General features: G+C 31.0%; 20 protein-coding genes and 3 pseudogenes. 14 read left to right on the forward strand and 9 right to left on the reverse strand.

The window, feature by feature from the left end:
- Positions 1-4: 4 nt before the first annotated feature.
- From CLLI_RS03205 to CLLI_RS03235, 8 genes and pseudogenes are all read left to right on the forward strand, one after another.
- Positions 5-418, forward strand: a pseudogene (locus tag CLLI_RS03205) (TipAS antibiotic-recognition domain-containing protein); the annotation flags it as partial.
- Between the two features lie 75 nt (positions 419-493).
- The gene (locus tag CLLI_RS03210; protein ID WP_106062807.1) at positions 494-1,708 is read left to right on the forward strand and encodes an MFS transporter; all 1,215 of its coding nucleotides are present in this window, start codon (positions 494-496) and stop codon (positions 1,706-1,708) included.
- A 19-nt stretch (positions 1,709-1,727) separates the two neighbouring features.
- Positions 1,728-1,886, forward strand: coding sequence for a hypothetical protein (locus tag CLLI_RS14430; protein ID WP_170063634.1), 159 nt, complete (start codon positions 1,728-1,730; stop codon positions 1,884-1,886).
- 38 nt (positions 1,887-1,924) lie between these two features.
- Positions 1,925-2,383, forward strand: a complete 459-nt coding sequence (locus CLLI_RS03215) for a GNAT family N-acetyltransferase (RefSeq protein ID WP_106062808.1) — start codon at positions 1,925-1,927, stop codon at positions 2,381-2,383.
- Between the two features lie 50 nt (positions 2,384-2,433).
- Positions 2,434-2,835, forward strand: a complete 402-nt coding sequence (locus CLLI_RS03220; protein WP_106062809.1) for a GNAT family N-acetyltransferase — start codon at positions 2,434-2,436, stop codon at positions 2,833-2,835.
- Between the two features lie 158 nt (positions 2,836-2,993).
- A complete protein-coding gene (locus CLLI_RS03225; RefSeq protein WP_106062810.1) occupies positions 2,994-3,458 on the forward strand; it encodes a hypothetical protein in 465 nt (154 codons plus the stop codon).
- A 227-nt stretch (positions 3,459-3,685) separates the two neighbouring features.
- On the forward strand, positions 3,686-4,168 hold the full coding sequence (locus CLLI_RS03230) for an RNA polymerase sigma factor (protein ID WP_106062850.1): 483 nt from the start codon (positions 3,686-3,688) through the stop codon (positions 4,166-4,168).
- A complete protein-coding gene (locus CLLI_RS03235) occupies positions 4,161-4,931 on the forward strand; it encodes a hypothetical protein (RefSeq protein WP_106062811.1) in 771 nt (256 codons plus the stop codon). The genes CLLI_RS03230 and CLLI_RS03235 overlap by 8 nt, the downstream gene beginning before the upstream one ends.
- Before the next feature lie 107 nt (positions 4,932-5,038).
- Here CLLI_RS03235 and CLLI_RS03240 read toward each other — a convergent pair whose 3' ends face one another.
- Entirely contained in the window at positions 5,039-6,085 is a 1,047-nt protein-coding gene (locus CLLI_RS03240; RefSeq protein ID WP_106062812.1) for a DUF4179 domain-containing protein, read from the reverse strand.
- Between the two features lie 4 nt (positions 6,086-6,089).
- On the reverse strand, positions 6,090-6,644 hold the full coding sequence (locus CLLI_RS03245; protein WP_106062813.1) for a sigma-70 family RNA polymerase sigma factor: 555 nt from the start codon (positions 6,642-6,644) through the stop codon (positions 6,090-6,092).
- A 271-nt stretch (positions 6,645-6,915) separates the two neighbouring features.
- Between CLLI_RS03245 and CLLI_RS03250 the strand changes: the two genes are divergently transcribed.
- From CLLI_RS03250 to lepB, 5 genes and pseudogenes are all read left to right on the forward strand, one after another.
- Positions 6,916-7,620 (forward strand): YoaK family protein, encoded by a 705-nt coding sequence (locus CLLI_RS03250; protein ID WP_106062851.1) that lies wholly within the window; start codon positions 6,916-6,918, stop codon positions 7,618-7,620.
- Positions 7,621-7,707: 87 nt separating this feature from the next.
- Positions 7,708-7,872, forward strand: a pseudogene (locus tag CLLI_RS14790) (flavodoxin family protein); the annotation flags it as partial.
- A 175-nt stretch (positions 7,873-8,047) separates the two neighbouring features.
- The gene (locus tag CLLI_RS03260) at positions 8,048-8,527 is read left to right on the forward strand and encodes an RNA polymerase sigma factor (RefSeq protein ID WP_106062814.1); all 480 of its coding nucleotides are present in this window, start codon (positions 8,048-8,050) and stop codon (positions 8,525-8,527) included.
- Between the two features lie 2 nt (positions 8,528-8,529).
- On the forward strand, positions 8,530-9,225 hold the full coding sequence (locus CLLI_RS03265; RefSeq protein ID WP_106062815.1) for a zf-HC2 domain-containing protein: 696 nt from the start codon (positions 8,530-8,532) through the stop codon (positions 9,223-9,225).
- Between the two features lie 160 nt (positions 9,226-9,385).
- Positions 9,386-9,937: a signal peptidase I gene (gene lepB, locus CLLI_RS03270; protein WP_106062816.1), complete on the forward strand. Its 552-nt coding sequence runs from the start codon at positions 9,386-9,388 to the stop codon at positions 9,935-9,937.
- A gap of 41 nt (positions 9,938-9,978) precedes the next feature.
- Here lepB and CLLI_RS03275 read toward each other — a convergent pair whose 3' ends face one another.
- The 6 genes and pseudogenes from CLLI_RS03275 to CLLI_RS14955 all read right to left on the reverse strand — a co-directional run bounded on the left by CLLI_RS03275 (position 9,979) and on the right by CLLI_RS14955 (position 16,771).
- Positions 9,979-10,419 (reverse strand): hypothetical protein, encoded by a 441-nt coding sequence (locus CLLI_RS03275; RefSeq protein WP_106062817.1) that lies wholly within the window; start codon positions 10,417-10,419, stop codon positions 9,979-9,981.
- A gap of 157 nt (positions 10,420-10,576) precedes the next feature.
- The gene (locus tag CLLI_RS03280; protein WP_106062818.1) at positions 10,577-12,574 is read right to left on the reverse strand and encodes an oxidoreductase; all 1,998 of its coding nucleotides are present in this window, start codon (positions 12,572-12,574) and stop codon (positions 10,577-10,579) included.
- A gap of 152 nt (positions 12,575-12,726) precedes the next feature.
- Positions 12,727-13,917 carry an SAM-dependent methyltransferase gene (locus CLLI_RS03285; RefSeq protein ID WP_106062852.1) on the reverse strand — a complete coding sequence of 397 codons (1,191 nt, stop codon included), beginning with the start codon at positions 13,915-13,917 and terminating at the stop codon, positions 12,727-12,729.
- A 229-nt stretch (positions 13,918-14,146) separates the two neighbouring features.
- A complete protein-coding gene (locus tag CLLI_RS03290; protein ID WP_106062819.1) occupies positions 14,147-15,259 on the reverse strand; it encodes a helix-turn-helix domain-containing protein in 1,113 nt (370 codons plus the stop codon).
- Between the two features lie 283 nt (positions 15,260-15,542).
- Positions 15,543-16,625 (reverse strand): annotated as a pseudogene (locus CLLI_RS03295) (AAA family ATPase); the annotation flags it as partial.
- 14 nt (positions 16,626-16,639) lie between these two features.
- A complete protein-coding gene (locus tag CLLI_RS14955; RefSeq protein WP_278335561.1) occupies positions 16,640-16,771 on the reverse strand; it encodes a hypothetical protein in 132 nt (43 codons plus the stop codon).
- A gap of 341 nt (positions 16,772-17,112) precedes the next feature.
- On the opposite strand from CLLI_RS14955, the gene CLLI_RS03305 reads away from it, so the two are divergent.
- Positions 17,113-18,105 (forward strand): CPBP family intramembrane glutamic endopeptidase, encoded by a 993-nt coding sequence (locus tag CLLI_RS03305; RefSeq protein ID WP_106062821.1) that lies wholly within the window; start codon positions 17,113-17,115, stop codon positions 18,103-18,105.
- Positions 18,106-18,126: 21 nt separating this feature from the next.
- Here CLLI_RS03305 and CLLI_RS14960 read toward each other — a convergent pair whose 3' ends face one another.
- Positions 18,127-18,549, reverse strand: coding sequence for a helix-turn-helix domain-containing protein (locus tag CLLI_RS14960; RefSeq protein WP_146127066.1), 423 nt, complete (start codon positions 18,547-18,549; stop codon positions 18,127-18,129).
- Positions 18,550-18,745 lie beyond the last annotated feature (196 nt).

An 18,745-nucleotide genomic window follows, 5' to 3' on the forward strand; every position in this document is an offset into this window, starting at 1 on the left:
GTACAAGAACTTCCAAGGTTTTAAGAAAAAATTAATTGAAGACAATGAAAAAAAGTATGGTAGTGAAATTCGTGAAAAATATGGTGATGAAGCAGTTGATAAATCAAATGCCAAGCTTAATAATATGACTCAAGAAGAATATGATGAAGTTACAAGACTTGGGGATGAAGTCACAAAAACCCTTAGTGCTGCTTTTAAAACAGGAGATGCTTCAGGGGAACTTGCTCAAAAGGCTGCAGATTTGCACCGCCAATGGTTAAGCTTCTATTGGGATAGCTACAGTAAGGAAGCCCATGCAGGAATTGCTCAAATGTATGTAGCCGATGAAAGATTCAAAGCATATTATGATAAAGAGCAGCCTGGAACAGCAGAGTTTTTGAAAGATGCAGTGCTTATTTATACTGGAATGGAAAAATAATAACTTCTATTGGAAATAAGCGGTTGGATAACACCAACCGCTTTGGAGCTTAAAAAATTAAATAGGGAGATAATAATGAATACAAACAATAATTGGAAGAAAAATATAATACTCTTTTTAACCAGTCAAACCATATCTCTCTTTGGATCTATGCTGGTTCAGTATGCAATTACGTGGTATATTACATTAAAAACACAATCCGGTACAATGATGACAATATCAATTATTTGCGGTTTCCTACCCACGTTTTTCCTTTCTCCATTTGCAGGAGTGTGGGCTGACCGTTATGATCGAAAACTACTCATCATTTTATCAGATTCTACCATAGCGGTAGCGACGCTTATTTTAGCCATACTGTTTTTTATGGGATATGATGCAATATGGCTGCTTTTTGTAGCATCTGCCATACGTGCACTGGGTGCAGGGGTTCAAACGCCGGCTATTGGAGCTTTTCTTCCACAGCTTGTTCCCCATGATAAGCTTACTAAAGTGAATGCAACAAACAGCAGTATCCAATCACTAGTTATGCTTGTTTCTCCAATGCTTAGCGGCGCACTTCTAACTACAGCTACCATTGAATCAATATTCTTTATTGATGTTATTACTGCTGCTATAGGGGTTTCCATATTGCTTTTATTTTTACATGTACCTATTCATACAAAAGCCCTTGAAAAGCAAAAAATCAGCTATTTTGGAGATATGCTTTATGGAATGAAATATATCAAAAATCATGAATTTGTTAAGACAATCTTTATATTTTGTGCAATTTACTTTGTATTAGTTGCTCCTTTAGTATTTTTAACTCCGCTACAGGTCACACGTAGTTTTGGTGATGATGTTTGGCGCCTGACAAGTGTTGAAGTCACATATTCTATTGGCATGATGATAGGTGGTTTAATCATGGCTTCCTGGGGAGGATTCAAAAACAAGCTTCACACAATGGTACTATCAAACCTTGTTATAGCAGTTTGTACCTTTGCACTTGGAATTACCCCTATCTTTTGGATTTATCTTCTCCTAATGGGGTTAATGGGTATAGCTTTGCCAATGTTTAATACACCATTTACAGTTTTGTTACAGCAGAAGGTTGATCAGGATTTTTTAGGTAGAGTATTTGGCGTTTTGAGTATGATTTCAAGTTCCATAATGCCGCTGGCAATGCTTGTATATGGACCCATAGCCGACTTCATTAAAATAGAATGGCTGCTTATTGGAACTGGCTTTCTTATGTTTATTCTAAGCCTAATTATGTTAGGCAACAAAGTACTCATGGAGGCGGGAGGAGAATAGAAAAATAAATAATTTAAATATGAGTATGATAGAGAACAGTGAAAATATTGAATTAGTTAAAATAGATGGTGGTAACCATGGTCTTGAATGTTCAAATGCATTAAAAAGCATAGAAATGCTTAATACAACAATGGAATCATTTAGAAAATTTATAATTAACCATATCAGCACTTATTAACTATAAGTTGAATTTTATTAGATAAAAGGAGATTGAAAATGAATATTGAGTTTAAACAAATTGATAGAACAAATTATAATGAGTGTATAGAACTTACTTTAAATGAAAAACAAAAAAAATTTGTGGCATCTAATATGTTTTCTTTAGTACAAACAGCATATGAACCCGATTTATATCCATTAGGTATTTATAATTGCAATAAAATGGTTGGTTTTATTTTATATGACTTCGATATTGAACTCAACGGATGGTCAATGAGCAGATTTATGATTGATGTGAAATATCAAAATCAAGGAATTGGAAAAATGGCTTTACAAAAGTTCAAAGAATTCTTTATAAACAAATATGGCCATATACAACTTTATACAAGTGCTGAAGTTGAAAATCAGATTGCCATTGCTTTATATGAAAAACTTGGTTTTGAAAAAAAAGAAGTATTTGAATATGAAGCATGCGGGAGAATTTATAAAGAAATCAGAATGATTGTTCAACTTTAATAGTTTATATAGTCTTAGTTTATGATAATAATATAAGGAGATGCTTAGGTATGAGTAACATTACAGTAATAGAAAGAAAACCAACAGTTGAAGAATATATTCAATTAAGAGATTCTGTTGGATGGAAAATACTACAATATGACAAAATAAAAACAGGTTTGGATAATTCAGTTTACTGTGTTTGTGCAGAAGATCAAGATAATATAATAGGGTTTGGAAGAATTGTTGGAGATGGCGGAACAGTTTTTTATATACAAGATATAATAGTTAAACCATCATATCAAAAGCAAAAAATTGGTACGTTAATTATGAGAAAATTAATGGAGTATATTGATAATAATTGTATAGAGGATGCTATTATTGGTCTTATTGCAATAAGTGAGCTTGATAAGTTCTATAAAAAATTTGGGTTTACATATAATCCAAATAATCGTTTTTATAGATATAAATAGTTTTTTTAATATGGCATAAAAACACCGTAAAATTCACATTTGAATAAATACGATGTTGAAAAGCAAAATGACCTCCACATTATGGGAAAACGGCTATGTAATAATATGTGAATTATGTTATAATTTTTATATAAGTTAATTCATATTGGGGGACAAAAATGAAAAAAGATAAAGCCTTAAGGATTTCTTTGATTTCTATTTTATTATTTAATGTGTTCTTTATTATTATGTTAATTGGGTATAACGACATTATAATTATACCAAATAGCTTTTTTAAGAGTATAACCAAAGAATATTATTTTTGGTACATGGATAGACCTCTTGTATACAATGAATCAATTATAATGGGCATAACTGGCATTCTAAAGCCAATGTTTTCATTAATCCTTTCACTAGAATTCTTCTATATAATATTTAATAATAAATATATAAATGTAATTGAAAAAAAGAATTTAGTAATATCTTTAATTATTGGTTGTACTATTTATTGTTTAAGCTTTCTTTTTATAAAATACGGAACTGAACATTATAGATTATTTATGACTCTCATTTCAACGGAAATACTCTCCATAATATTGCTAAATTTAGTTTTAAAAGTTAGAAAAGAAATTACATTAATTTAAATAATTTCTTAAGATACCGTATTATTCAGAAATGGATTTTATGGTATCTTTGTTTTACAATTGATTTACAAGATGCAGCTTTAAGCCTTGTATAAAGTTAGTTTTGTATATTATAAAAAATTTAAATTTAATTTAAAATAAAATGAACCATTTAGTATATATATCCATCTAATTAGTGTAAGGCAAAAAGGTAGCGCTACAGTTTGCAGAGAAAGGTAGGAAGTCAATTGAATAAAGATACATTTATAGATAGAGTTCTTGAGGCCGAATCTACTTTATATCATGTATCTAAATCAATTTTGACTCATGATCAAGATTGTGAAGATGCAGTTCAGGGGGCAATTTTAAAAGCTTATAACAAATTAGATACACTAAAGAAAGAACAATATTTTAAAACATGGCTGGTTAGGATACTCATAAATGAATGTTATAGTTTAAAGCGAAAAGAATATCCACAGGTATCTTATGAAGAATACTTTGAGTCTGTGGAGATCCATGATAAAAAGGATTATAGCGAATTATATTTGGCTATTCAGAAATTACCAGACCGAATTCGTATTACAATTGTTCTTTATTATGTAGAGGGATATTCTGTAGAAGAAATTAAAGAGATTTTAGAAATACCCGCAGGAACTGTAAAAAGTAGATTAGCAAATGGACGAAAATTATTAAAAATAAAGTTAGAGAATATGGAGGCAAATTATGGATAATTATAATTGGAATAATGCCTTTCCGGATACACCCAAAAGTTTTAAAAATAAGGTAAGTACAACATTAAACAGCTTGCCGGATCAAAAGGAGAATGGTGAAATGGAAAATAGAAAAATATATAAAAAAGGATCATTTAAGAAAAAAATTATGATTGGATTAGTAGCTGCTATGGTACTGGGAACAACTGTATTTGCTGCAGGAAAAATTTTCTCTATAACTTCGCACGGAAGTAACATACCAACTTATACTACCATGCCTACAACAGAACAAGTAAAGAAGGATCTTGGATTTAATCCTAAATTAGTTAAGGAATTTGACAACGGATATATCTTTGCAAATGGATATACTACAAATAATGAAGGACTTGATGTGAATGGTAATTCTGTAGCAAAAACAAAATCACTTGATTTTACTTATAAAAAAGGAAATGATAAATTAAGCCTTTCTATGGAAAATGGAAGGTTGGGTGAAAACTCAGAGAAAGCCACTGTTATTGATACTTATAATGGTATAGATTTATATTATCATTCATATGCTAACAAGCTTGTGCCAGGAGATTATAAATTAACAGAACAGGATAAGAAGGATGAATCCTCTGGTAAATATGTATTTAGCTATGGATCTGATAAGGAAAAAATCTCCCAAGTTCAATATTTAAATTGGATGCAACATGGAATCAACTATTCTTTTCTAGCAATAGATTCTGATATATCACAAGATGAATTAGCTAAAATGGCAAAGCAGGTTATGGCTGCCAAGTAAAAACAGTAGCCATAATGATTTTAAAAGTCATGGGAAGGCAGATAGGTTTGTGTAAATACAAATCTATCTACCTTCCCTATTTTTGTCAAGAAAGATAGGTGAAATAATTATTTAAGTTTAGATAAATCTATAGTGAACTTATCCCCTGCTTTTTTATATTCACCATCCATCCTGCCACTTTTCTCTGGATATTTAGCTGCATATGGAGTTAGTGTTAAGGTTTTGGCATTCTTATTAATACCACCATCAATTTTTTCTGTTCTAAATAATGTTTCATTTTCTGTATCATAGTTCATATAAAAGGAAATTTTATTACCTAAATCATCATTTCCTTTTAACACTATATCATATGCTGATTTTGTTTTTGAATTAGCTGCTGATGTGGAAGCATAAATTTTTTGGCCAAGTGCATTATCTGTATACTTAGATAAAGTATATTCTTTACCATTTTCAAGTGTAAATTTATTATTAAGTGCCATTTCCCTAGTATCAACCTTTAACTGATCCCCATTAGTTTTAAACTCAAAGCTCCATGTTCCATTTTTTTCTTTATCATCTAATAGCATAGACTTACATAAAATTTTTATATTTAAATCTCCACTTAAGTCAACCTTATCTAAATGATAAGTCATTACCTCCTCTGTAGTGTAATCATCAACAACTTTACCGCTTCCATCAGCTGCATTACTAGCTTTCTTACCATTTACATAGACAGTGAAAAATGGCATCCAAGACCTACCGCCTTCTAATTTTTCATTAGAGCTTATATTAGAAGAAACAATTAACTGATTTCCATCCAGAATAACTTCATTCAGCTTAACTGTTATGCCCTTGTCAGTTACAGCTTTATTTACAACAGTCTTATACCCATCTAAATTTCTTTGTATTCCTAAAAGGCTGCCTATATCCCTGCCAATAATGTTACTTACTCTTGTGGCATATACATCAGCATTACCACCTAGTATTCCCACTGTTAATACTAAAGTTACTGCAGTTGCCACTGCTATATTTCTTTTATAAGATTTCTTACTATTAATTGATTTTCTAAACTTAGCCTTTAGATTTTTCCTTTCAATATCATTAAAGTCCTCTTTTTCATACTGTTCCAAGTTTATATCCGCATCATTTAACATAGTATATATATCATTTTTCATATTACTACCCCCTACTTTCCATAATTTTAAACATATTTTTTATTTTTTTCTTTCCTCTGGATATCCTATTATAAATAGTTTCTCTATTTAATCCGGTCTCTTTGCTTATATCATCTATTTCTTTTTCTTCCACATATAACTTGTAAAATAACTCTCTATCCCTTTCCTTTAAGCAATTTAACATATCTTTTATATCATCATCTAATTCATTTTTAGTAACTTCTTCATGGGTTGTATCTGGAATACCTATTTCTAAATCATCTATATTTTCATATCCCAGACTTTTTAAATACTTTCTTTTATAATCTATAGATTTAAACTTAGCTATGCCAGCTACCCAGTTTTTAAATTCATTTTTACTTTCATCAAAGCTATCAATGTTATTCCAAATACCAAGAAGTATGTCATTAATGCATTCTTCCTGAACACTTTGCAAGTTGTAAAGCTGTTTCTTTACAATGGATTTTATAATCCATCCATAGCTGTCTATAACATAATCTAATGCTTTTTCATTTTTATTTACTAACTGAGATATAAAATTATCTTCATCAATTTTCATTTTTAACCTTCTTTCTAAAGCAAGCTTGCATTTATTTATCCCCTACACTTAATACTTCGACTGTTAAGCTATTATATCTATCAATAATTTTAATTTTATCCATAATTTATTGCATATAATATAAAGTAAAAAGTGATTTTATTGGCATAATGATAAATGTGCTGATATTCCATATATTGCCTTAATAATATGCTATAATTAATTCATAATAGTAAATTTAAATGATCATGAAGGGGGGATTTAAACTTTGGTTGGCAAGGTTTTTGGTACAATGGAGGAAAAAAGTGAAGAACTATTTTCTCACCATATGATACATGAATCTGTTCCATTTGGTGTACTTCTGGCAATCGTTGGCGGATTTTTGGATGCCTATACGTTTATGAGCAGAGGTGGTGTTTTCGCCAATGCTCAAACCGGAAATATCGTACTCCTAGGTGTATATGCTTCAAAAAGAGAGTGGAGGCAGGCACTGATTCATGTTCCACCTATACTTGCTTTCATAGTTGGGGTTATTGTTACTGAATGGATAAGGAATAATCAGTCACGTTTATTTTTAAGAGATTGGCCGCAAACCGTCTTAATTCTTGAAATTATAATACTTTTTATCATAGGATTTATACCTGATACTATTTCTAGTATTGTTGTAACTGCTATAGTCTCATTTGTTGCCTCTATTCAATCATCTTCATTCCGTAAATTAGTTGATTCCCCATACGCCACAACAATGTCCATGGGGAATTTGCGAACAGCTTCACAGGCAGCATATATTGCCTTTACAAAAAAAGACCGTGCATCAGCCATACGTGCTGTACGTTTTTTCATGGTAATTCTATCCTTTATATTCGGAGCATTTTTAGGAGGATTGTCTACATTAGCTATGGGAGTTAAGGCAATATGGATCGCAGCGGTTGTATTGGTGTGTTCAGCTGTATTATTTAGCCTTGGCAAAGGTAAAAACAAATATGAATCAGCATGATGTTTTAGTGGCAATATATTGCGTCCTATTGCATTCTTCTTATTTTTAATGTAAATATAATGCATTTAGTATTTAATAACAAACCGGAGTGGCAAAAAGTTAGCTATCATAACCACTTGCGGTTATAGACCAGAAAATGGAGCTGATTTATTTGAGGAAGGTATAAAACGGTATTGTAAGCACTTTCAATTAGAATATATTGGAATGCTGGCTGAAAGACACTTTGCTAGAACACCGTATTATTCAACGTGAATATGCGGTGCTTTCATTTCATAATTCAAACAAGTGGCAATTCTAATCTAACTATGCAGTATCCTCTTCCAACCCTTTCCCCTACAATTTTTCATCATAATTTTATTGACAATTATATTACATCTTGTAACGTTTCTCCAATTAGCAAGTCTTATTTATATAAGGAGGTGAAAATGTGACCGACTTGGCTGACATCTATGAACAATATTTTAAAGATATTTACTCTTTTGTATTCTTGCTTTGCAGAAATGAAGAAGTTGCTGAAGAAATAACTCAGGAAACTTTTTTTAAGGCACTTAAGAGTATTGATAATTTCAATGGGAAATGCAAAATCAGTGTGTGGCTTTGCCAAATAGCAAAAAATACATACTATTCCCATGTTGAAAAGCAAAAACGATTTGAATTTGATAATACACCTGATAAAGCAAGTGAAAATAGTATTGAACAACAGTTGGTAGATAAAGAAGCTGCTTTACGTATTCATAAGGCTTTACATTGTTTAGAAGAGCCTTATAAAGAAGTGTTTACTTTGAGGATATTTGGAGAACTCTCATTTGTTCAAATAAGCCAACTTTTTGAGAAAAGCGAAAGTTGGTCAAGAGTCACATTTTATCGGGCAAAACAAAAAATACAATACTTGTTGAAGGAGGAGTAAAAATGAGTAAAGTATCCTGTGATGTTATAAAGGATTTGCTGCCCTTATATTATGATAATGTATGCAGCGATGACAGTAGAAAAATGGTTGAAGAGCATCTTTCTGAATGCAGTCATTGTAAAAGCCAATTAGATAACATAGGAAGAGAAATTAATCTGCCAAAAGAAACTATTGAGCAAAATCTAAAGGATGGTAATGCAATAAAAAATATTGCTGTTTTTTTCAGGCATTCTAAACTAAAATCATTTATTATAGGATTAATTGGTGCTGCTGCACTGTTTACGATTGTTTTTTTAGCATTTACCTATCCAATTGTTGACGTGCCTACCGATGTAGCAAAAATAACAGATGTATCCCAATTGGCAGATGGCAGAATTGCTTATCATATTCAACTAACAGACGGATATGAATTGCATAGAATAAAATACAACACGGACGAAAATGGAAACTTTTATTTAACTCCTAAACGCCCAATTATTAAGAAAAAACAAATGATAGGTGCATCTGGCTTTGCAAATATGTACGATACATTTGATGATTTCCTTAAAACTGTATATCGTGATAAATACGGTGCTAATGCGGAGATTAAAGCATTGTATTGGGGAAACCCAAAGGATAACATTCTAATTTGGAAAAAGGGAATGAATTTACCTAAAGCAAGTGAACAAGTTGAAAATGAGTGTAAATTATATAATTAATCCATGACTTTAAGCCTCCTCCCCTATAATCATTATTAGAATGTTTTTAGAAGCTTCACAATTATTTCATAAATACAATATATTATTAACTTATGGATAATTATGTTTAAAGCCAATGGGCATTTGCACTAAAAATAATATTGATAGATGGGGTGTTTATATGGATAACAAACAATCAAAAGAACACAATAAGAATTTACTTAAAGAAATTAGAGAATATGCAGTTTCTATAGGGCTAGCAATTGTTATTGCACTGGGTTTTAACAACTATGTATTTGCTAGAGCTAATGTCGATGGCCCTTCTATGCAGCCTACACTTCATGATAAAGACAATGTGTTTATGGAGAAGATAACTCCAAATTTAAAAAACTTTAATAGAGAAGAAATAATTGTATTTGATTCTAACAATGAAAATCATGATTCCTATGTGAAAAGAATAATAGGTGTAGCTGGAGATAAAATAGAAATAAAAGATGGTCATGTATACTTAAATGGCAGCCTTCTAAAGGAAGATTACTTAGATCCAAATACTATTACAGAACCTATTACCCCTACAACACAATATACAGTTCCAGAGGGATATGTATTTGTCTTAGGAGATAATAGAGGCAATAGTACTGATAGCAGAATTCTTGGACCAATTAGTATAAAAGACATACAGGGCCATGTGGTAGTAAGGGTTTTCCCTTTTGATAAAATGAAGGTGTTTTAAAAAGATTGCGATGCAATCTTTTTATATTATGACTTAATAATCTAAACAAGATTTTGTTTCTTTAAAAATTTATAAAATATATAACATATAATTAATGGAATAAGGTATGAAAAGTATGTACCAATTATATTCCAATGGTTATAGTAAACTATTCTACCAGCTAATAACCCGCACCCTTCTATGAATATCATTGCTAAACTTGCTATAGGTAAACCAATATAAATATTAATATCATATTTTTTTATAATATAAATACTTATACATGGATAAAGACAAAACAATCCTATATCAAATGGTAATCCTGAAAGGTTAGTAAACTCAAAGGGATATAAGTTCCAAAGGTAATGGAATCCTAAGGTGTTAACTATAAATGATAAAACACTGGCAAATGGAGCAATGTAATATAAAATTTTACGTTCCCGAACAACAATTAAGGCAATTGCCCAAGGTATAATAAAACCTATCATAATATTTGTACCCATAAAAACACCTCTACAGCGCATTTTATAATATTATTCCACAAATTTGTAATTAATTATTCACAGAAAGGCTAAAAACTTGTTAACTGTCCCTAATTCCTATAAAAAGGCACTTGCCAATATTACATCGGCAAGTGCCTTTTACCATACATTTTTCTATTTAAATATCCTTTGCTACTTCATAAGCATCCCATATAGCGCTCATTATGTTGTGAGCATGCCTAGCATCTCCTATTACATAGGTTTCATAGGATTCATTTTTAATTTCCTCATATAGTTTATTTTCATTTTTGTAACCTACTGCAACAACTACAGTGTCTGCTTGTAATTCATCCTTTCTAAAGCCTTTATTTATTATTTGTACTCCATTGTTCGTAATCTTCAAAGCACTGCTATTAGTAACCACATTTACATTATTAAACTTCAACAAATCTATAAGCATTATTCTGTTCATATGTGGTATAGGTGTCTCACCGGAAATAAGTATATCAGGTAGAGCTTCTACTATGGTTACATTCTTTCCACTTTGTGCAAGCCATAGAGCAGTTTCAGAGCCTACTAATCCTCCACCAATAACTACAATTTTCTCTCCCGCTTTATGAATATCCAAAAGAACATCTTCTGCTAAAACTACTTTATCACTATCTATTCCTTCAATATTAGGCTTAATAGCCTTTGAACCAGTTGCTATAAATACTACATTTGGTTTTTCATTTTGGATTAATTTTTCATCTACCTCTTTATTTTTTAATACATTTACCTTTAACTCATTTAATTCATTTTCGTACCATGCCATTAATTTTCTATCTTCTTCTTTGAAATCTGGAATTGATCCAGGAATAACATGGCCACCTAATTTATCTGTTTTTTCGTATAATGTAACTTCATGTCCCCTAAGTGCAGATGCTCTTGCTGCCTCCATTCCTGCAATTCCTCCACCTACTACCAAAACCTTTCTCTTGTTGTGTGCAGGTGTTATGGCATATTCTTTTTCACGTCCTGTAGCAGGATTTACAGCACAGGAAAGAGGCCTTCCTGCAAACATTCTTCCCATGCATCCATCATGACATGCTATACATGGACGAATTCTTTTTTCCTGCCCCTTCATTACTTTTTCCGGCCAATATGGATCAGTTAATAACCCTCTTCCTATACCTACCATATCCAACTTGCCATCATTTAAAGCCTGTTCTGCCAATGAAGGTACTTCCATTCTTCCTGCTACTATTACAGGAACTTTAACTACCTGTTTTAATTTTTCAGTAAATGGAAGATAGCATCCATGTTCTAAATAAATTGGCGGATGAGCCCAATACCAAGCATCATAGGTTCCACAGTCAGCATCAAAAGCATCATATCCTGCTTCTTCTAATATCTTAGCTGCTTCTAATCCTTCTTCTAAATCACGTCCTAATTCTTTAAAATTTTCTTTTGGAAGTCCGCCTTGTCTCCAGTCCTTTACATAACTTTTTATACTATATCTTAATCCAACTGGAAAATCATTTCCTGCAGTTTTCTTAATCTCTTTAACTATCTCTATTGGGAGAGTTAATCTTCCCCTTAAATCTCCACCGTATTTATCTGTTCTTCTATTAAATATTGCAAGGGTAAATTGATCAAGAAGATATCCTTCATGTACCGCATGTATTTCCATTCCGTCAAAGCCTGCTGCCTTTGCTATATGTGCAGCTTCACCAAATCTTTTAACCATAGTCTCAACTTCTTCAGTTGTAAGTTCTCTACAAGTAACAGAGGGATCCCAATAATTAGGTATTGCTGATGGTGCTACTGGCTGACAATCTAAAAATGCAGGTGCACCACTACGTCCAAGACCTAGAGTTATTTGAATAAATATTTTTGCTCCATAGGAATGAACCTTTTCTGTAAGTTCTGAGGAAGTTTGTATGAAATGTACTGGATTCACTGTAATACATGGAAAACTTGGCATCTTGAGTTTTTCTATTTCATTTTCTACCTTTACAGCTCCTGTTATAATAAGACCTGTACCACCCTTTGCTCTCTCCACATAATAGTCTATAGCTCTTTTAGAAAAACATCCATCATCTGTAATAAGCCCTAGATTAGCCATAGGAACCATGGCAATTCTATTCTTTATCTCTAGCTTTCCTATTTTGATTGGCTGAAAAATTTTATTCATAGTTTAATTCTCCTCCATTTTTTTTTTAACTTCGGCGATTTTATCAATTCATGTCCCTCTTTATTACCTGAATATTAAAACTAACTTCAATATCCATATAATGTATATCTATATTGTACATTCTATTTTATGGTAAATCAATATAATATAATTCATAAATACAAGTATTTCCTTGTCATTGGCAGATTGCTATTAAGTCCTTTGGAAAAAACAATTTGGTGAATGTCTAAATCGCTGGCACGAAAAGATGCAGCACAAGAATTTAGATATAGTCTCCACATCTTTACAAAACGTTCACTATATTTTTCTTTAATATAATCTATATTCTTTTCAAAATTTTCCGCCCAATGATCCAGTGTTTTTGCATAATGCAATCGCAGGCTTTCTACATCTAATAAGTGAAAGTCGTTTTCTGGTAAAAGATAAATCAACTCTCGAATTGAAGGAATATATCCTCCCGGAAAAATGTATTTACAGATCCACTTATTGCAAGGGCCCTCAATTTGTCCTGTAATACAATGTAAAACAGATAAGCCACCGGGAACAAGAAGTTTATCTACTGTTTCCATATACTTAGATAAGTTTGCTTCTCCAACATGTTCCACCATTCCGATACTAACTACTTTATCAAATTTACCACCATGACTTTCTGCAAGACTTCGATAATCCATCAATTTTACATCTACCTGTGCTGCTAACCCAAGTTCTGCAATACGCTGCTTTGTTTTCATATATTGTTCCTCACTTAAGGTTATGCCTAAAGCTTTTACTCCATATTGCTGTGCAGCGCGAATAATTAACCAACCCCACCCGCATCCTATGTCCAGTATAGATTCACCCTGATGCAGCTGTAGTTTTTTTAATATGTAATCAATTTTTTGTAATTGAGCTTCATAAAGAGAATCCTCTGGTGAACAAAAATAAGCACAGGAATAACTCATAGTTTCATCTAGCCACAGTTCATAAAAATCATTTCCTAAATCATAATGATGCTCAATATCTTTTCGCTGCTTTTTCAGAGAGGTTGATTTATTTCCACTATCAAATAATTTACTTAACCCATTTAATCTTTTCTTTTCAAAAAACGGTATATTAATTTTGTAGGCTGTTTCAACAATTTGCTGAAGATTGCCTTTAAAATCAATAATTCCATTCATATAAGCTTCTCCCAAAGCTAGTGAGGGATCTTTTAATATCTTTATCCCAGAAATTTTATCTTTAAATATAATTTTAAAACCAGGATCATCTTGACCATAATTTTCACTTGATCCATCCCAGTAGTCAATAGAAAAGGAATAGTCATTAATTCCTCTGCAAAATTTGTCCAGAACAGTCCTCTCCATATCCTTCACATTTTCACCTTCCTTTGTAATTAATACAATATTAATTATTTACGTAATCAAAAAATTTATTCAATTTTCCCATTGCCATAAGGATGTTTTTAATCAGCAGGTTTTGAAGAAAAATGGGCATATAAAAAAACTAAGAGGCTATAATATTATAGTCCCTCAGTTTTTATCCAAATATTCATAAATGCTTCTAATCACTGTGTTTCATTAGAAATCTTCTTCTTTATTTCCCATTCAATGATCTTTCCTCTAATCTTTTTAATTCATTAATTATATAGATAAATTCTTCTCTTTCTCTAATTGAATCAAATTCTTCTGCTTCAAAAATCTTGAATATATTTTCATATAAATTCATGGTTATGGTGCACTTTCCATCTTGTATTTCATTAAAGCACCAAACAGATCTAAACTTTCCGGGTTTATTAATATCATGTTTTCTCATATCTTCAACCATTTTGTTTAACATATCTATAGCTTTTTCATCCTCATTGAATTTTAGATAAGTTTGTGCAAGGCTTAAATACTCAGTTGATAAGGCCAATGCAGAATCTCCATTAGATAAAAAAGTCTTTTTAATATTGATAGATAAATTATAGTACTTCTCTACCATACTTAAGTCTTTTTCATCTTTCATATATGAATTAGCTAATCCTAAGCATGCAAAGCTTATATCGTTAATGCTTTTATATAAACTGCTTTGCAGTATCTCTCTTGCTTTTTTTAATTCATTCTTATCTATATATATGCCTGCAAGTAAAACATTTGTATCAAGCTGACTTTTATGAATCTTGTTTATAGCCTCTATAGCCTTATCTTCTTCTCCTATTGCTGGATATAATGCTCCAAGCTGAAATAACGCTTGTTCAACTAATTCTACTCTACTAGAATTTTCAGATACCTCTTCAAACAACTGAATGGAGTAGCCCATCATTCTCTTACCCATTTCCTCATCTGAACTTTTCCATGAATACATGGTAAACAAGAATCCTATCCTAAGCTTTAAATAATAGCTATATGGATATTTTGCTATATAATTTTTGCTCTTTTCTATTGCTTCATCTAAATCACCACTGCTAAATAGCTTTTCACATTCACTAAATATATTCATAACCTCATCATCTGAAAGTTCAATTTTAAAATTTAACAGCTTATCAATAGTAACATTAAAGAATGTTCCAAGTACTGGAAGTAACGTTATATCTGGATATGAAACACCACTTTCCCATTTTGATACTGCTGCCGTTGATACTCCAATGAAATTTGCTAACTGATCTTGTGTAATTCCTCTTTCTTTTCTTAATCTATAAATAACTTCACCTACTAATAATTTTTCCATACATTATCACTCCATATAGTTATTATAGGGCCCTATGCACTTAGTATACCGTACTTCCCTATGTATACCAATGGATTCATAGTTGAATATGCTGTGGAAAACTTAACTGTAGGTTAAATTGAGAATTGAGAATAAATGTTAAAGTTTCTTTAGAAATTTTTATCACTAAATATACGAAAAGAATTTTTGCCATAAGCAAAAATTTTCTCCTTATTTATTATTTATTATTTATCTTAAAAACTCTTTTTAATTTTCCACTCTCAATTCTCAACTCTCCACTAAACTAGCAGTAACCTTCCACTATTTTCTTTCTACTATCTTTAATATCCACATAGGATTCCTGTATTGCTCCTATTGAATTTACAGATTTTCTAAAATCAAATATTAATAGATATCCTTCCTCTAAACCATATTGTTCCAAGTATTTTCCCAGTTGTATTAAACCTTTCTTATGATACCCTTCCCCTCTCCATATTTTTAGCTCTAAAATATACATCTTTTTATTATAAGTTATTACTATATCAAATCTTTTTTCTTCTCCACCTTGTACTTCTTTAAATGCAAAACCGCCGCCATTTATTATAGGACTTAAGAAAGCTAAAAAAACCAGTCGTCTGTCTTCTTCCAAAAAACCTTCCCTTTTCTCTGAGTACTCATGTTTCATGAATTCCCCAAACTTTATTAGTATTTTTTTAACATCTAAATCCCCATTGGAATCTATAAACTTTTCTTTTTCATTATAGTTTGAAAAGTCTGTAGATGTTTGAATTTTAGATGTTCTATAATCATATATAAGTTGCTCATATATCCTATTATTTATTTTTAATTTTCCTTTGTCATTTTTAAATATTCCATACAATACCCCTAAATTTATACATGGGTTATAAATATTAAACGCTATACTCATTCCATTTATAAGAAGATTATCTACTATTTGTGCTAGCTCTTTGTTATTCTCAATATTTTTTATCAAACTATCAAAATTAGTGTTACTATCTTCTAAAAGTTCTTTTACAGCTAAAGTAATATATTCCTTTTCCCATTTTAGCTCCTGCTTTGGCATTATTTTTTCATCTATAATTTTGCATAGTTTACTTACTAAGAAAGGATATCCTGATGTATAAAAGTAAAGTTTTTCTGAAAAATATTCTTTATCTAGCTCCACTTTTTTATAATCCACATAATCGTCTAACATTGTCATTATTTCATCTTTTGAAAAACTCATATCCACATCAAAATCTGCGGCAATATTCCAAGGACTATTATATTTATGTTCTTCATCTGGTCTTATCTTCATTTTAAGGCTTTTAACATCATGTACCCCTGCTAGAATGACACTATGGAAAGTATAATCTTTACCTTCATTATATTGTGCTAATTTTAAATTTGAAAAACAATATATTGTATATAATCTTCTTGCTGTATGCTATTACTTTTAACTGCAGGTATATTCTTTTCTTGTGCATAAACTGGTACACCTGTTAATAAACTGATTGACATGATTGCTGCCATACAAGCTGATGCTTTTCTCCTTGAAGTTCTCTTATATCCCGCCCAGTATTTTCGATAAAAAAGCACATTTCCTTTAGCCTGCTATAGGTTCTGTAATCATATCTTTCCACAATTTTATTTATACTCATGTTGGTGGTTATAATAAGAGGAAGCCTAGAGTTATTTCCCTTCTCCACTATTTGATATATGATAGCTCTTGTCCATTTATTATCTTTTTCTGCAATTATATGCATTTTATTGGGATTAATGTTACAATTGTTATATAATCTATTTACAATATATTTCACATTTGTAGATATAAACAGTATTAGTTAAAACCTGTACTTAATAAGGGGGTAAAAATGTCTGAATACAATTTTTCCAACAAAGAGCTTTTTATATTTTTTATGATAACCTTTGGTTTGACCATAGGTATGGGTATTGTTATGGGGTTTGCATACACTAAATATCCAGTGGATTCTTTTACCTTAACACAGATGTATTATCCATCTATAGGTGTGATGACAGCTTTATTGTTAAACAAAGAAAGACGCAAAAACCTTCCCATGAAATTTTATGGAGTTTATTTGTTTTTTACCATTACATCAATTTTAGTTCTTTTAATAGATATATTTGTACTTAATAAAGATCCAAATGCATATATGCTAATGTTGTGGGTTGTAGGGAGCATTATCTTATCTCTTGTATATTTTATAGATAAAAAAGAGAAAATATATCATTCCGGATTGGGACTTGATAAAAATGTGAAATCATCTATTGGTTATACTTTGTTATTTGTTGTTCTATGTATATGTGAGAGCTTTTTAAGTGCACTTATCTCGGGAAATAGTAAAAAATTTATTGATGCTTTCATAAGCACAGAAAAATCGAATAGCGTATTTCACTTTCCGAGTATGTGTATTGCATTTTTAGGAGAAGAATATGGCTGGAGATATTTCCTTCAACCTGCCCTTCAACAAAGACTGGGTAAACGAAAGGGTGTAATTCTTTTGGGGATTATATGGGGAATATGGCATTTGCCAATAAATTTATTTTATTATAGTCCAGCAACGCCTTTTTACTCTGTTTTAAATCAATTGATTGTCTGTATTGGCTATGCCATATTCTTTGGATTTGTCTATATGAAAACGGAAAACATATGGGCTGTTACTGTAATCCATTTCGCAAACAATGGAATTGTTCCTACCCTTAACAGTGCTGCAGGAGTTAATGTTATCCTTAGCGGGAAATTAGTATTAGCAAACTTAATTTGTTTCTGTGTAATCTATTTGCCTTTCATATTTACTAAAGAATATAGTGAAACAGAAAAAAATACTTTTACTATTCACTCATAGATCTGTGCTCTTTGCCCTTTACTATATATCCTCTCTATATTCCAAAATATCACCCGGTTGGCATTGTAGTATTTTGCATAATGCATCAAGAGTTGTAAATCTAAAAGCTTTTGCCTTTTGATTTTTAAAGTTAGAAACATTAGCCATAGTCATACCAAGCTTTTGGGATAATTCTGTTAGTGACATTTTTCTTTTTGCCATCATAACATCTAAATTTACAACTATCATAGGAATAATTGTTCCTGCATACAGAAAAAAGTCCTGTACAAAATATAAGAATAACTCTGCTAATATAAAAATTATAACTTCACTAAATGCACATATTGCCATTCCTTTGAACTCCTCAGCAATTTTAGGTGAAAAGGAATTCCCTTCGGTAAATAACTTACATATGGATTTTAATTTAAACAGCGACACAACATAAGGAGCAGCACAAGCATATATACACCAACATTTTAATGATTACAATAAATATTTATCGTTATTCTTTATATTTTTATCGTTCTTACAACATTTTTTATGAATATAATTTTCGTATCCTTCAGTTCTAAAAATTTCTTGGTCTTGATATAGAAGTCAAAAGCAAAGAAAAAAGTGCCTCATCCTGCAAAGATTAGCACTTCTTCCTTAACAAATTTAC

This window comes from Clostridium liquoris (genome assembly GCF_002995785.1).
In the GTDB taxonomy this organism is placed as follows: Bacteria; Bacillota; Clostridia; order Clostridiales; family Clostridiaceae; genus Clostridium_AO; species Clostridium_AO liquoris.

Coding starts and splice junctions, on each gene's coding strand:
- CLLI_RS03280 (WP_106062818.1), bottom strand. CDS start 12,574: ATGAATAAAATTTTTCAGCCAATCAAAATAGGAAAGCTAGAGATAAAG.
- CLLI_RS14430 (WP_170063634.1), top strand. CDS start 1,728: ATGAGTATGATAGAGAACAGTGAAAATATTGAATTAGTTAAAATAGAT.
- CLLI_RS03245 (WP_106062813.1), bottom strand. CDS start 6,644: ATGAAAATTGATGAAGATAATTTTATATCTCAGTTAGTAAATAAAAAT.
- CLLI_RS03285 (WP_106062852.1), bottom strand. CDS start 13,917: ATGGAGAGGACTGTTCTGGACAAATTTTGCAGAGGAATTAATGACTAT.
- CLLI_RS03210 (WP_106062807.1), top strand. CDS start 494: ATGAATACAAACAATAATTGGAAGAAAAATATAATACTCTTTTTAACC.
- CLLI_RS03250 (WP_106062851.1), top strand. CDS start 6,916: ATGGAGGAAAAAAGTGAAGAACTATTTTCTCACCATATGATACATGAA.
- CLLI_RS03220 (WP_106062809.1), top strand. CDS start 2,434: ATGAGTAACATTACAGTAATAGAAAGAAAACCAACAGTTGAAGAATAT.
- CLLI_RS03215 (WP_106062808.1), top strand. CDS start 1,925: ATGAATATTGAGTTTAAACAAATTGATAGAACAAATTATAATGAGTGT.
- lepB (WP_106062816.1), top strand. CDS start 9,386: ATGGATAACAAACAATCAAAAGAACACAATAAGAATTTACTTAAAGAA.
- CLLI_RS03235 (WP_106062811.1), top strand. CDS start 4,161: ATGGATAATTATAATTGGAATAATGCCTTTCCGGATACACCCAAAAGT.
- CLLI_RS03290 (WP_106062819.1), bottom strand. CDS start 15,259: ATGGAAAAATTATTAGTAGGTGAAGTTATTTATAGATTAAGAAAAGAA.
- CLLI_RS03265 (WP_106062815.1), top strand. CDS start 8,530: ATGAGTAAAGTATCCTGTGATGTTATAAAGGATTTGCTGCCCTTATAT.
- CLLI_RS14955 (WP_278335561.1), bottom strand. CDS start 16,771: ATGGCAGCAATCATGTCAATCAGTTTATTAACAGGTGTACCAGTTTAT.
- CLLI_RS03275 (WP_106062817.1), bottom strand. CDS start 10,419: ATGGGTACAAATATTATGATAGGTTTTATTATACCTTGGGCAATTGCC.
- CLLI_RS03305 (WP_106062821.1), top strand. CDS start 17,113: ATGTCTGAATACAATTTTTCCAACAAAGAGCTTTTTATATTTTTTATG.
- CLLI_RS03225 (WP_106062810.1), top strand. CDS start 2,994: ATGAAAAAAGATAAAGCCTTAAGGATTTCTTTGATTTCTATTTTATTA.
- CLLI_RS03240 (WP_106062812.1), bottom strand. CDS start 6,085: ATGAAAAATGATATATATACTATGTTAAATGATGCGGATATAAACTTG.